11 protein-coding genes are annotated in these 13,402 nt (G+C 46.4%); 8 read left to right on the forward strand and 3 right to left on the reverse strand.

Annotated features, from left to right (window positions below; genetic code table 11):
* Positions 1–8 precede the first annotated feature (8 nt).
* The 8 genes from vsple_RS04325 (at position 9) to vsple_RS04360 (ending at position 9,374) form a co-directional block, all read left to right on the forward strand.
* A complete protein-coding gene (locus vsple_RS04325; protein ID WP_261882759.1) occupies positions 9–1,454 on the forward strand; it encodes an ATP-binding protein in 1,446 nt (481 codons plus the stop codon).
* Between the two features lie 110 nt (positions 1,455–1,564).
* Complete coding sequence (locus vsple_RS04330; protein ID WP_261882760.1) at positions 1,565–2,812, forward strand: ABC transporter substrate-binding protein; 1,248 nt, start codon at positions 1,565–1,567, stop codon at positions 2,810–2,812.
* Positions 2,813–2,993: 181 nt separating this feature from the next.
* Positions 2,994–3,932: a carbohydrate ABC transporter permease gene (locus vsple_RS04335; RefSeq protein ID WP_261882761.1), complete on the forward strand. Its 939-nt coding sequence runs from the start codon at positions 2,994–2,996 to the stop codon at positions 3,930–3,932.
* Positions 3,929–4,786, forward strand: coding sequence for a carbohydrate ABC transporter permease (locus vsple_RS04340; protein ID WP_150871506.1), 858 nt, complete (start codon positions 3,929–3,931; stop codon positions 4,784–4,786). The genes vsple_RS04335 and vsple_RS04340 overlap by 4 nt, the downstream gene beginning before the upstream one ends.
* 6 nt (positions 4,787–4,792) lie before the next feature.
* Positions 4,793–5,905, forward strand: coding sequence for an ABC transporter ATP-binding protein (locus vsple_RS04345; RefSeq protein ID WP_032549615.1), 1,113 nt, complete (start codon positions 4,793–4,795; stop codon positions 5,903–5,905).
* 308 nt (positions 5,906–6,213) lie between these two features.
* Positions 6,214–7,209, forward strand: a complete 996-nt coding sequence (locus vsple_RS04350; RefSeq protein ID WP_261882762.1) for a TRAP transporter substrate-binding protein — start codon at positions 6,214–6,216, stop codon at positions 7,207–7,209.
* A 66-nt stretch (positions 7,210–7,275) separates the two neighbouring features.
* Entirely contained in the window at positions 7,276–8,010 is a 735-nt protein-coding gene (locus tag vsple_RS04355) for a TRAP transporter small permease (RefSeq protein WP_261882763.1), read from the forward strand.
* Between the two features lie 2 nt (positions 8,011–8,012).
* Positions 8,013–9,374: a TRAP transporter large permease gene (locus tag vsple_RS04360; protein WP_255231141.1), complete on the forward strand. Its 1,362-nt coding sequence runs from the start codon at positions 8,013–8,015 to the stop codon at positions 9,372–9,374.
* 42 nt (positions 9,375–9,416) lie between these two features.
* Here the strand turns inward: vsple_RS04360 and vsple_RS04365 are convergent, their stop codons facing one another.
* The 3 genes from vsple_RS04365 to vsple_RS04375 form a co-directional block, all read right to left on the reverse strand.
* Positions 9,417–9,596 carry a hypothetical protein gene (locus tag vsple_RS04365; RefSeq protein WP_261883118.1) on the reverse strand — a complete coding sequence of 60 codons (180 nt, stop codon included), beginning with the start codon at positions 9,594–9,596 and terminating at the stop codon, positions 9,417–9,419.
* A 94-nt stretch (positions 9,597–9,690) separates the two neighbouring features.
* Complete coding sequence (locus tag vsple_RS04370; RefSeq protein ID WP_261882764.1) at positions 9,691–11,028, reverse strand: sigma-54-dependent transcriptional regulator; 1,338 nt, start codon at positions 11,026–11,028, stop codon at positions 9,691–9,693.
* A gap of 10 nt (positions 11,029–11,038) precedes the next feature.
* Positions 11,039–12,853, reverse strand: a complete 1,815-nt coding sequence (locus tag vsple_RS04375; RefSeq protein ID WP_261882765.1) for a sensor histidine kinase — start codon at positions 12,851–12,853, stop codon at positions 11,039–11,041.
* Positions 12,854–13,402 lie beyond the last annotated feature (549 nt).

The raw sequence follows: 13,402 nt of genomic DNA on the forward strand, positions 1-13,402 counted from the left end.
AAGTCCTTATGAAGTGGTTGAGAAGTTTAAAGCCAAATTCCTTGGTTGCTCGAACCTTGCTTTTGACCTTGTTAGCAGTCGTCATCGCACAAGGTATCGCAACCTCGATTTGGTATAGCGAATCCAAACAAAAAGAGTTAGAGGGGATTCGTTCTGCTTCATCAAGCATGGCTAATATGTTTGCTTCGACGGTGACTTTCTTTCAGTCTTTGCCCGTCAAGTATCGCCACATCGTGTTAGATCAGATCCGCAATATGGGTGGGACGCGATTCTTCGTCTCTTTCAATAAAGAGGCATTGATTGTTGAACCGATACCCGATACTCGTTTAAAAGCCGCATCGATTGAAGCGATAGAGAGTGTCTTGAGTAGCAAGCTCAATAAAGTGGAGTCGGTGCGCGTCGATTTTTCTCGCCCAGAACATCTTAGGTTGCTGAAAAATGACATCTACTTGAGCGACCTCCCGCGATCTTGGGCGCATCATACCTTAACCTTAGAGCCGCTTAATCCGCCGATTCTGGTTGTTCAGATAGAGTTAGCCAGTCATGAATGGGTTTACATTGCAGCACTGTTGCCAGCACCCTACGTCAAACTGGATGACACGATTCTTGGCCGCGAGCAGGTGATCTTCTTGCTCTCTTCAACGCTGATTTTGCTGGTGTTGACTTACTTAATGATTCGCCGCCAAGTGCGTCCGCTTAAAAAGCTAGCAAGGGCAGCGAATGAGATGAGTATGGATATTCAGCAACCGCCGCTTAACGAAGAGGGGGCGACTGAACTGGTGACTGCGACTCGGGCGTTTAATCGGATGCAGCAACGTATTCGTCGTTATGTGGCCGATAGGGAGCACCTTTTCTCTGCTATTTCTCATGATTTAAAGACACCGATCACTCGACTGAGGCTCAGAGCTGAGCTATTGGAAAGCGAAGTTAAGAAAGAGAAGTTCAACAAGGATCTGGATGAGCTAGAGATGATGGTTAAAGGTGCCCTGCAAGCGGTAAGAGATACAGACCTTCACGAAAACAACGCCATTATCGACCTTAATGACATGGTGGCTTTGGTTATTGAATCGCATAACCAGCATCAAACCTTAGTAGAGTTTGAGCCTATTGTGGTTGAGCCGTTAGTCGCTAAACCACTAGCGATCAAACGTGTGCTGACCAACCTTATCGACAATGCGGTGAAATACGGAACGTCCGCTAGAGTCGACATCAGTAGCGATTCTGTATGGGTAATCGTAACGATTCAGGATCACGGCAAGGGTATTCCTGAAGACAAGCTTGAGTTGGTGTTTGAACCCTACTTCAGGCTTGCGACCGACGATCAAGGACACGGTTTAGGGCTCGGAATCTGTCGAAATATCCTACACGGACATGGCGGAGATCTCATTATTTGCAACTCCCCTCAGGGTGGCTTAGAAGCCAAAGTCTATATCCCACGCGGCCTAGAAGTGTAATGTAACAATTGTGTTACATTGGGCTTACCTTTTGTTTCAATCCTAAAAATCAAAATAAGTAGACTCTTTATTGAACCGGGCGTCGAGTCCGCTAAACATGGAAGATTATAATGAAAATCAATAAAACCCTACTTACTCTATCTCTTCTTGCTACCTCAACATTTTCTCAAGCTGGTGAAGTGGAAGTGCTTCACTGGTGGACTGCTGGTGGTGAAGCTAAATCTGCTGCAGTGCTTAAAGAGATGATTGAACAACAAGGTCATACTTGGAAAGATTTCGCTGTTGCTGGTGGCGGCGGTGAAAGTGCAATGACCGTTTTAAAAACACGAGCAGTATCTGGTAATCCGCCATCTGCCGCGCAGATCAAAGGTCATGATATTCAGGAGTGGGGTGGTTTAGGTTTTCTAACGTCTCTCGATGCAACCGCGAAACAAGAAAAGTGGGATGACATACTGCCCGCTGTTGTCACCAAAGTGATGAAATGGGACGGCGAATACGTAGCGGTCCCTGTGAACGTTCACCGTGTTAACTGGCTTTGGGCAAACCCAGAAGTACTCGAAAAATCGGGTGTGACGGTTCCAACTACCTTAGATGAGTTCTTTGTTGCTGCAGACAAAATCAAAGCAGCAGGTTTCATTCCTCTGGCGCACGGTGGTCAGCCTTGGCAAGACGCGACCGTTTTCGAAGCGGTAGCGCTTGATGTACTTGGTAGCGAAGATTACAACAAAGCGTTCGTTGATTTGGATATGGATGTACTGTCTGGCGACAAAATGGTCGAAGTGTTCACCAAGTTCAAAAAGATGCGAGACTACATCGACAGTAACTCTCCGGGCCGTGACTGGAACGTAGCGACTTCAATGGTTATCAATGGTGAAGCGGCGATGCAAATCATGGGTGACTGGGCGAAGGGTGAGTTTACCGCAGCAGGCAAAGTGCCGGGTAAAGACTACATCTGTGCACCTGCTCCAGGTACTGACGGCCAATTTACTTTCAATATCGATAGTTTTGCTTTCTTCGAGCTAGGCGATAAAGAGAATCAAAAAGCGCAACAAGATCTGGCGAAAACCATTCTTACTAAAGACTTCCAAGAGGTCTTCAACCTAAACAAAGGCTCGATTCCAGTTCGTCTTGATATGGATATGTCTAAGTTCGACCAATGTGCGTTGGACTCAATGGCAACCTTCAAAGCGAGTGCGGAGTCTGGTGACCTTGTACCGAGTATGGCTCACGGTCTATCTACAACAAGCTACGCCCAAGGCGCCATCTATGACGTTGTGACTAACTTCTTCAATGAAAAAGATGCGGATCCTAAAGAGGCAGCCGCTAAGTTAGCAAAAGCGGTAAAAGCGGCTATCTAACCTAGCTTGATAAGCAATATGAACAGAACACGAGTTACTGATTATGTTGCTTATCCCTAACCCCCAGGGTGGGTAGGTTCGTAGGGAACCTATCCGCTCTTCACCTCAATTCTGATATACGTGATGCTGATGTGGTGCCGAGAGGTAAGCCATCGGCTCAATTGTGCAACAAGGAAAAGTTATGGAGCATGTTTTGACTAAGTCGACTCCAAAACCGACAAGGAGCCAGCCTGCACCCAAGCCCAGTTTTGCTGACAGGTTACAACATTGGTTACCTAAGATTGTGCTGGCACCGACCGCGTTGGTGACCGTGGTATGTATCTACGGCTATATATTCTGGACGGCAGCGCTGTCGTTTACTAACTCTCGATTTCTACCGAGCTTCAATTTTGTTGGCTTTGCTCAATATGAAAAGCTGATGGAAAACGATCGTTGGATCACCTCAATCACCAACCTCGGTGTGTTTGGGATCCTATTCATGGTGATTGCTATTGTGTTGGGTGTCGGTTTGGCGATTCTGCTTGACCAGAATATCCGACAAGAAGGTGCTATTCGTACTATTTATCTCTACCCAATGGCACTGTCATTCATCGTGACGGGTACCGCTTGGAAGTGGATTCTGAATCCGGGTCTGGGTATTGAAAAGCTGATGCAAGATTGGGGCTTCACCAACTTTAAATTCGACTGGTTAGTCGATTCTGAAATGGCGGTCTACACCTTAGTGATTGCCGCGCTGTGGCAGTCGTCAGGCTTTGTGATGGCAATGTTCTTAGCGGGCCTGCGTGGTATCGACTCTTCGATTATTAAAGCGGCGCAAATCGATGGAGCAAGCTTACCCACAATTTATCTCAAAATCATTTTACCTTGCTTGCGACCTGTGGTTTTCAGCGCGGTGATCATTACTTCACACATCGCAATTAAGAGCTTCGACCTTGTGACAGCAATGACAGCAGGTGGTCCGGGTTATTCATCGGATCTTCCAGCGCTATTTATGTATGCACACTCATTTACACGCGGACAAATCGGCCTCGGTGCTGCCAGTGCGATGATGATGCTAGCCGGTATTTTAGCGATTCTCGTGCCTTATCTTTACTCTGAACTTAGGGAGAAAAAGTCATGATGAATAACATCAACTTTGCTCGAATGTTTATCTATTCGGCGCTGCTCTTCTTCTGCCTGGTTTATCTCATGCCGCTGTTCGTCATGGTACTGACCTCATTCAAAACCCTACCAGATATTAAGGCGGGTAACTTGATGAGCTTACCAAAAGAGTGGGTTTTCGATGCTTGGTATAAAGCGTGGGATAGCGCGTGTACTGGCGTGAAATGTGAAGGGGTGAAAGGCTATTTCTGGAACTCGTTCCAAATGGTGATTCCTGCGGTCGCTATCTCAACACTACTCGGTGCATTCAATGGCTATGTGGTCACTAAGTGGCAGTTCCGTGGCTCAAACCTGTTCTTTAGCTTGCTGCTGTTCGGTTGCTTCATTCCATTCCAAGTGGTGCTGTTACCAATGGCGACCGTACTGGGCAAAATGGGCTTAGCAAACACCACAGTGGGTCTGGTCATTGTGCACGTTATCTACGGCATGGCGTTTACAACGCTGTTCTTTCGTAACTTCTACATCTCGATTCCAGATGAATTGATCAAGGCGGCAAAACTGGATGGAGCGGGCTTCTTTACCATCTTCTTTAAGATCTTATTACCGATCTCAACACCGATCATCATGGTGACGGTGATCTGGCAGTTTACCGCTATCTGGAACGATTTCTTATTCGGGGTGGTGTATTCAGGCTCAGAGACTCAGCCTATCACCGTCGCATTAAATAACTTAGTCAACACCAGCACAGGTGTTAAAGAGTACAACGTCGACATGGCTGCTGCGATTATCGCCGCACTGCCAACATTGTTGGTGTATGTCTTCGCAGGAAAATATTTTGTTCGTGGCCTAACGGCAGGATCAGTAAAAGGATAATTACCCATGGCAACATTAGATTTAAAACAGATCCGTAAAACCTATCGCAACGCGGACAACGAAACGTTAAAGGGCATCGACATTAGTATCGATTCGGGGGAATTCTTGATACTTGTCGGCCCTTCGGGGTGTGGAAAATCCACCTTAATGAACACCATTGCTGGGTTAGAAAATATTAGCTCGGGTGAGATTGTGATTGATGGTGTCGATGTTGCTCAGGTTGAACCCAAAGATCGCGACATTGCGATGGTGTTTCAATCTTATGCGTTATACCCAAACATGACAGTACGCGGCAATATCGCCTTCGGCTTGAAGATCCGCAAGATGCCGCAAGACGAGATCGATGCGGAAGTGAATCGCGTCGCTGAAATGTTGCAAATCGAGCAGCTGCTGGATCGTAAACCATCACAGCTATCGGGTGGTCAACGTCAGCGTGTGGCGATGGGGCGTGCACTGGCGCGTCGCCCTAAACTATATCTCTTCGATGAGCCGCTCTCTAATTTGGATGCCAAACTGCGTGTGGAAATGCGCCATCAGATTAAACGCCTGCATCAAAAACTGAATACCACGATTGTTTATGTAACCCATGACCAAATCGAGGCGATGACGCTGGCTGATCGCATCGCAGTAATGAAAGATGGCGAATTGCAGCAGTTAGGCACACCACAAGAGATCTACACTAAGCCAAGCAACATGTTTGTCGCAGGCTTTATGGGTTCACCATCGATGAACTTCATCAAGACTATGGTAGATCTCGACGAGGAGCAGAATCCGATCATCAAGGTTATTGGTACGGCGGATCAAGAGCACCATATTCGTCTGCCGCAAAGCATGCGCGAACAAGATGGTAAAGAAGTGGTGATTGGCCTACGCCCAGAGCACATTACTGAGCAACAAGGTGATGATCTGTCAGCAACCACTAAGCTGGACTTGCAGTTGGAAGTGCTAGAACCGACCGGGCCAGATACGATTGCGATGGTGAAGGTGAATGACCAAGAAGTGGCGTGTCGCTTATCACCGGAATTTGAAGTCTCGGTAGGGCAGATGGCACCGCTGCATTTTGATTTGTCGAAAGCGGTATTCTTTGATGCGCAGACTGAAAGGCGAATTGATTTCTAATTGATTTAGCGCCTTAGCGTAAACAAAAGCAGTCCTAGATAGGGGCTGCTTTTTCTATTTTCTCGCCTCGATAGCAGCGACACTAACATTGAGTCTCTCGGTGGCTTTCCACCCATTTACAAATACTCGATGTGTCATTTTCCACCCATTATTTACGCGTCGGTTTCTCTACAGATTCGTCCAATCATCCGCCAAGCCTTGCGGTTAAAGGGTTGTTAAATAATTGTAGCGAGTTGGCGCGCTAATTGCCTTAGTGATGATATGCAGTTCCCATTGATGGGCTGCTTTGTTTACTAAGGAGAATAATAATGTTTAAGCCTCTTACCCTGCTATCTGTATCTGCGCTTGCGCTCACAAGTTTTAATGCTGCTGCGAACTGTGACCCTGGCGAAATTGTTATCAAATTCAGCCACGTAACAAATACTGACAAGCACCCGAAAGGCATTGCTGCTTCTTTACTTGAAGAGCGAGTAAACACGGAAATGAACGGCAAAGCTTGTATGCAAGTTTTCCCTAACTCAACGCTATACGATGACAACAAGGTACTGGAAGCCCTGTTAAACGGTGATGTTCAAATGGCGGCACCTTCGCTGTCTAAATTTGAGAAGTTCACTAAGAAATACCGCATTTTTGACCTTCCGTTCCTGTTTGAAGACGTTGACGCAGTTGACCGTTTCCAAAACTCAGAATCTGGTGAAAAGCTGAAAAATGCAATGAAGCGCCGTGGCCTACAAGGTCTTGCGTTTTGGCATAACGGCATGAAGCAGATGTCAGCAAACAAGCCTCTTATCAGCCCTGCAGATGCAGAAGGTTTGAAGTTCCGTGTACAAGCGTCTGATGTACTGGTTGCTCAGTTTGAGCAGTTAGGTGCTAACCCTCAGAAGATGTCGTTCAAAGAGGTATACGGTGGCCTACAAACTAAGGTTATCGACGGTCAAGAGAACACTTGGTCTAACATCTACGGTAAGAAATTCTTCGAAGTACAAGACGGTGTAACAGAGACCAACCACGGTATTCTTGATTACCTAGTGGTAACGTCAAACGACTTCTGGAAGGGGCTACCTGAAGATGTACGTAACCAGCTAAACACGATCGTTAAAGAAGTCTCTGAGACACGTAACGCTGAGTCTGCAAAAGTTAACCTAGCGAACAAAAACAACATCATCGAAGCGGGTGGTGAAGTTCGTACTCTGACACCTGAACAGCGTCAAGCTTGGGTAACAGCGCTTCAACCAGTATGGAAGAAGTTTGAGAAAGACATCGGCTCTGATCTAATCGAAGCTGCACTGGCTTCTAACCAGTAATACCGCTATTGGGTGGCGGACCCCTACCGCCGCCCTTTATTAAAACAATTATAAGCGGAGCATTTTATGGAACAGTCTCAAATGGAACAGTCTTTATTTTCCAAAGTCGGAAGAGTTACCGATTTAATTGAAGAGTCTTTAATCGCCTTTTTTTTGGGTGCAATGACCCTATTAACTTTTGCAAACGTGGTCTTTCGATACGCGTTCAATGACAACATTTTATGGGCATTGGAACTCACCGTATTCATGTTTGCATGGATGGTGCTAGTTGGCGCTTCTTACGGCGTTAAAAAGCATTTTCATATCGGGGTTGATGTGGTGATCAACCTAGCGCCAGAGAAATTGAGAAAAGTGTATGCCTTAGTCGCTGTCACTTGTTGTCTCGCTTTCTCGATTCTACTTTTGATTGGTTCTTGGAACTATTGGTATCCGTTTGCAACCGAGCGTGCATGGTACGAAACCGACGATATTCCAATGCCAGAGATGTTGCAGTTCTTGGCTGACTGGCTCAATGAGGGCGAGCGTTACGAAAAGCTGCCTCGATTCATTCCTTATATGGCATTACCGATCGGCATGGCACTTCTTACCTTCCGATTTGCACAGATCGCTTATCAAGTCGCGACAGGCAAGATTGATCGCATGATTGCAGGTCATGAAGCGGAAGAAGATCTTGATGCGCTTAAAGCACAGGTAGAAGCGGGAAGTGACGAAGACGCAACAGCGATTTTGGATTCGCAAAACTCCGTGAAAGCGGAAGACTCAAAGTCATCTAATCAACAATCGAAAAGCAAGGACGACTAATCATGGCGATGTTATTTCTATTCTTGATGGTAATCGCTTTCATGCTGGTTGGCGTGCCGATTGCTATCTCACTGGGTCTATCCAGTATTCTGTTTTTGTTGATTCACTCTGATGCGTCACTCGCGTCGGTTGCGCAAACCTTATTTAATGCGTTTGCAGGGCACTACACTTTGCTTGCAATCCCATTCTTCATTTTAGCGTCTAGCTTTATGTCTACGGGTGGTGTGGCGAAGCGTATTATCCGTTTTGCTATCGCGATGGTAGGTTGGTTCCGCGGTGGCTTGGCAATGGCGTCGGTTGTGGCGTGTATGATGTTTGCGGCACTGTCTGGTTCCTCTCCGGCGACTGTGGTGGCAATCGGTAGTATTGTAATTGCCGGTATGGTGAAAAATGGCTACTCAAAAGAGTTCGCAGCAGGGGTTATCTGTAACGCGGGTACGTTGGGTATTCTGATCCCACCATCGATTGTAATGGTTGTTTACGCAGCAGCAACGGACGTGTCTGTTGGTCGTATGTTCTTAGGTGGTGTTATTCCGGGACTACTGGCTGGCGTGATGCTGATGATCGCTATCTACATTGCCGCTCGTATCAAAAAAATCCCGGCACAACCTTTTGTTGGTTGGGGCGAAATGTTTGATGCTGCGAAAGACGCGAGCTGGGGCTTGTTACTTATCGTCATCATCCTTGGTGGTATTTACGGCGGTATCTTTACACCAACAGAAGCGGCGGCGGTAGCAGCGGTGTACGCCTTCTTTATCGCGAACTTTGTCTATAAAGACATGGGACCATTCGCTGATAAAGAAAACAAAAAGCCGATGTTAGTGAAAGCACTGCAAACCTTTGTCCACAAAGACACGAAAGATACTCTGTACGACGCTGGTAAGCTGACCATTATGCTGCTGTTTATCATTGCGAATGCCTTGATACTAAAGCATGTACTCACAGAAGAGCGCATCCCACAAATGATCACCGAGTCGATGTTATCGGCAGGTCTAGGGCCTATTACCTTCTTGATCGTAGTGAACTTGTTGCTACTGATTGGTGGTCAGTTTATGGAGCCTTCTGGTCTTCTTATCATCGTTGCACCACTGGTTTTCCCAATCGCGATTGCACTGGGTATCGACCCAATTCACCTAGGTATCATGATGGTGGTGAATATGGAGATAGGGATGATAACCCCACCGGTGGGGCTCAACTTGTTTGTGACCGCTGGGGTTGCGAAAATGTCGATGATGAACGTGGTGAAAGCGGCACTGCCGTGGGTTGGTGTTATGTTCCTGTTCTTGATAATCGTAACTTACGTACCTTGGGTATCAACATGGCTACCGACCACCCTGATGGGACCGGAAATCATCACTAAGTAACACGATTAAGTACAACTTTATCCTTAACGAATAGATGAAGAGTTAAACCTCTTCATCTATTTTTTTGCCTGGCTCTCGACGAGAAGTTCTGCTCCTTCTGTCGTAACCTTTCCAGCGAACATGCCTTTTACGTCGCTCTCGCCCTGAACGTTTCTCTTCTTCGTAATGTCCGTCGATTAGGACGGTATCAGATATCGCGGGAACTGTGATTTTTTCGTTCATGGCTCGATTGGGTATGCTGAACACTGGAATATTGAAAGTATGGTCGAGCTTATCCGTCTGTGCCAATCCAGTACCTAAATCGGCAGCAGATCGTTCACTGTTTAAAATCGTCTTTGTCGATTTGGTAGCGTTGCATCTTGTCGTAAAGCGTTTTTCTTGGAACATTGAGTTGCTCCATTGTTAGCTTGATACTGCCTTCGTTGTCGATCAAAGCTTGTTCAATCACAGACTTTTCGAAGCTTGCGACTTGGTCAGCTAAACTCGAACATGTCTCTTGTTCAATAACATCCCCTAGTTGAGCGAGTTTACCCAGCAGAATAAAACGTTCTGCGGTGTTTCTAAGCTCTCGAACATTACCGGGCCAGTCGTGAGCCATTAACTTGTGCAGATCGCTACTTGGGAGGGCTTGCGCCGTTTTGCCATAACGTGCCGCAGCAACCAAAAGGAAGTGATGGAAGAGGGCGGCGATGTCCTCTTTTCGGCTACGTAAAGGGGGTAAATCGAGTGTGACGACATTGAGGCGATAGTAGAGATCTTGTCTAAATGTGCCTTCAGCAGCGGCTTTCTTAAGGTCAACCTTAGTAGCGGCGATAACGCGAATATCCAAGGGTTGAAGCTGGTTAGAACCAATACGCTCAATAACGCGCTCTTGAAGAACGCGAAGCAGACGAATCTGCGCCTGCATTGGCATTGATTCAATCTCGTCTAGAAATAGGGTGCCACCTTGAGCATGTTCAAACTTACCAATCCTCTTGGTTTCAGCGCCAGTAAAGGCGCCTTTTTCGTGACCATAGAGTTCGCTCTCAATTAGGTTCTCCGGTACAGCACCGCAGTTTACTGCGACGAAGTTCTGCTCACGTCGGCTGCTCTGCTCGTGCAGCGAACGTGCCACTAACTCTTTACCTGTCCCTGTTTCTCCAAACAGTAAGATATCAGCACTGGTGTCCGCAACATGAGTGATGGTCGAACGCAACTCTTGGATAACGGGTGTGTCACCAATGATGCGTGGTCCGAGGGTTTGGCTGGCTTTGAGGGACTGTTTAAGCGCGCGGTTCTCAAGAATAAGTTGACGCTTTTCGATCGCGCGTTTAGTGGTCTCAATCAACCTTTCATTGGCAAATGGCTTCTCGATAAAATCATAAGCGCCATCATGAATTGATTTAACCGCCATTGAGATGTCACCGTGCCCTGTAATCATGATAACTGGCAGCTCTTTATCTTTGTGGATGACGGTATTCAGTAGGTCATGACCAGACAATCCCGGAAGGCAGATGTCGGTGATGATGACGTGGGGCAGTCCATGCTCTTTGATCGCAATTAATGCGGATTCCGCATCGGGGAAGAACTGAGCATCAATGTCCGCCAGTTCAAAGCTCTGTTCACTGGCTAGCCGCAGATCTGGCTCATCATCAATGAAATAGACATGGCACATAATGGTTCCTTTACTCGTTATTGTTATTTTGTTTTTCTGTAATTAACGGCAGACAGATAGTAAATCTTGCTCCGCCTAATGGACTTTTGGCGTGTGTGAGCTCGCCGTTGATGCCTCTAATAATCTGTTGTGATATCGATAACCCTAGACCTAAACCATTCTTCTTGGTGGTATGAAATGGTTCAAAAAACTGTTGTGGCGTGTCATGTGCAAAGCCGGGGCCGTTGTCGTCAATATGCAGTTGAATACATCGTTCTGAGTTGGCATTGGTATGGTATTCGAACTCGAGACTAAGTTGCTTGTTCTCTTGTCCCTCCATCGCCTGTATACCATTAGTGATGAGGTTAATGATCACTTGCTCAAGCTGGATTGCATTGGCTTGAATGAGTGCATCTAGCTTGTCCGGAAGGGGGGATATCGTCACTCTTTCTGCTTTTAGCTGAGGTTTCATTAATTCAATGGAAGAGTGAATAAGCGGGAGCAGTTGCAGTTGCGATAGGTCTTCCGCGTTTGATTTTTTAGCAAATGATCGAAGTTGATGGCTGATTTTAGCCATACGGTCAGTCAGTGATGAGATGCGAGATAGGTTGTCATCAACACGCTCGAACTTCTCTTTGGCTAAAAATAGGCGTCCGTTATCGGCATAGCTACGAATTGCGGCAAGTGGATTGTTTAACTCGTGACTGATACTGGCGGACATCTGCCCCAAAACCGCCAATTTCGCGGCTTGGATCAACTCGTCTTGGGTCTGTCTCAGGACCTTTTCTGTCTCGGTGCGTTGCAAAACCTCTGCGTGTAATTCTGATGTTCTCTCTAATACTAGAAACTCGAGCTTCTGTTTGGCTTCTGATTGCAGTCTATCTATCTGTACTCGACGATGGATACGGTTGAGGTTGAGCTGCAAGGCGAGATAGATGATGGCAAAGACTAAGCTCAGTACCACTAGATAAGAGATCAGATCCCACCACACTAAATGCGTCGGAGAGAGTACCCTTACCGTTAATCTCGGCTGTTCGACAAAGCGTGATGAGACAAAAAACTGCTCATGAACCAGAGGATGAAGAGACTGAATGGTGCTGGTGGATGAGCCAAGGTCGCCGTTGAAGTTCAGGCTCTTAATATCAGTATCAAGAAACTGCCTTCCCTCTTGGATTTCACGTTTACGTTCACTGTCCAACGGTTTCAGACTTTTAAATAGCCAGTCGGGGTTACTCGACATAAACACCACATGATCTTTATCGTCTGCAACGAAGTAACTCTGTTTGCCTTTCCAACTGGCTTCGATCAGTGATAGGTCCATTTTGACGACGATCACACCGATGATTTCGGCGGCGTAAGAGACAGGGTAAGAGTAGTAATAACCACGCTTTCCAGAAGTCGAGCCTAGAGCGAAATACTGATTCTCTTTACCACTAAAAGCGTGCTGAAAATAGGGGCGAAAAGCAAAGTTACGGCCAACAAATGAGTGGCTTTGATTCCAGTTGCTCGCTGCAATTGTGGTACCGATATGGTCGAGCAAGTAGGTGTCAGAGGCTTGTATTACTTGATTTACATGAGCCAGATAGCGATTGGTTAGCTCAATCTGAGCAGAGTTATCAGGCGCGTGCAGCGCATCGATTAACTCTTTGTCTTTAGAGAGCAGTTCTGGAATGTGCGCGAATTTATCCAGTTGACTGGCGATGTGTACCGAGACGCGATCAAGTTTTGACTGATGATCTTCGAGCAAACTCTGATGACTGATTTTCCATACCCAATGACCGCCAAGAATCATCAGCAACCCATAGGTGATGAGCAGCAGAATGGGGAGGCGGGAAGGTTGAAACATAAGAGATCTCGCTGTGTATTACGCTGTCGAAAAGCGTGTCATGTGCCTGAAACGCTAAAAGCGTCATAAAAAGTTCAAAAATTGAGAGCCGAGAGGCTGTTATAGGTTAAGGCTTTGTAACGCGGATTGTTGAAAAAGTTATCGACTCTGAGGGGTAAAACAAGAGCAAGATCTCTTTTTAAGCTTTTTCGGAAAAAAAGCCCTCGATTCCCTTGAAAAAGCCGCTATTGTCCCCATTTCCGATGTGTCGAGTGGTGTTTTGATTGAATACAACCCTCTCAGGCGGACGAATTTAGAGCATTCATCATCAAGCTGAGGTGATTGGCTCGACAGAGATTAAACAGATCGCTAGAATGTCGCGTCTAAAATTTCTGTCCTGAGGCTAATCGGAGATACCTTTCCTTGTTGTAAAACAGGCTATGAACTTCACAAAAGAACATAGAAAAAAGATATCGCTGATTAGTCTGGTGTTTGATTGAATAGTCACTCAGACATCAATGCTCAATTTTAAATTAGGTGTTCGGATAGAGCACTACACAAGGATGCAGC

The organism is Vibrio pelagius, from assembly GCF_024347575.1.
Taxonomy (GTDB): Bacteria; Pseudomonadota; Gammaproteobacteria; order Enterobacterales; family Vibrionaceae; genus Vibrio; species Vibrio pelagius.

Excerpts from the sequence above, each read along its gene's own strand:
- vsple_RS04345 (WP_032549615.1), top strand. The coding sequence starts at position 4,793 with ATGGCAACATTAGATTTAAAACAGATCCGTAAAACCTATCGCAACGCG.
- vsple_RS04360 (WP_255231141.1), top strand. The coding sequence starts at position 8,013 with ATGGCGATGTTATTTCTATTCTTGATGGTAATCGCTTTCATGCTGGTT.
- vsple_RS04375 (WP_261882765.1), bottom strand. The coding sequence starts at position 12,853 with ATGTTTCAACCTTCCCGCCTCCCCATTCTGCTGCTCATCACCTATGGG.
- vsple_RS04335 (WP_261882761.1), top strand. The coding sequence starts at position 2,994 with ATGGAGCATGTTTTGACTAAGTCGACTCCAAAACCGACAAGGAGCCAG.
- vsple_RS04340 (WP_150871506.1), top strand. The coding sequence starts at position 3,929 with ATGATGAATAACATCAACTTTGCTCGAATGTTTATCTATTCGGCGCTG.
- vsple_RS04370 (WP_261882764.1), bottom strand. The coding sequence starts at position 11,028 with ATGTGCCATGTCTATTTCATTGATGATGAGCCAGATCTGCGGCTAGCC.
- vsple_RS04350 (WP_261882762.1), top strand. The coding sequence starts at position 6,214 with ATGTTTAAGCCTCTTACCCTGCTATCTGTATCTGCGCTTGCGCTCACA.
- vsple_RS04355 (WP_261882763.1), top strand. The coding sequence starts at position 7,276 with ATGGAACAGTCTCAAATGGAACAGTCTTTATTTTCCAAAGTCGGAAGA.
- vsple_RS04365 (WP_261883118.1), bottom strand. The coding sequence starts at position 9,596 with ATGAACGAAAAAATCACAGTTCCCGCGATATCTGATACCGTCCTAATC.
- vsple_RS04330 (WP_261882760.1), top strand. The coding sequence starts at position 1,565 with ATGAAAATCAATAAAACCCTACTTACTCTATCTCTTCTTGCTACCTCA.
- vsple_RS04325 (WP_261882759.1), top strand. The coding sequence starts at position 9 with ATGAAGTGGTTGAGAAGTTTAAAGCCAAATTCCTTGGTTGCTCGAACC.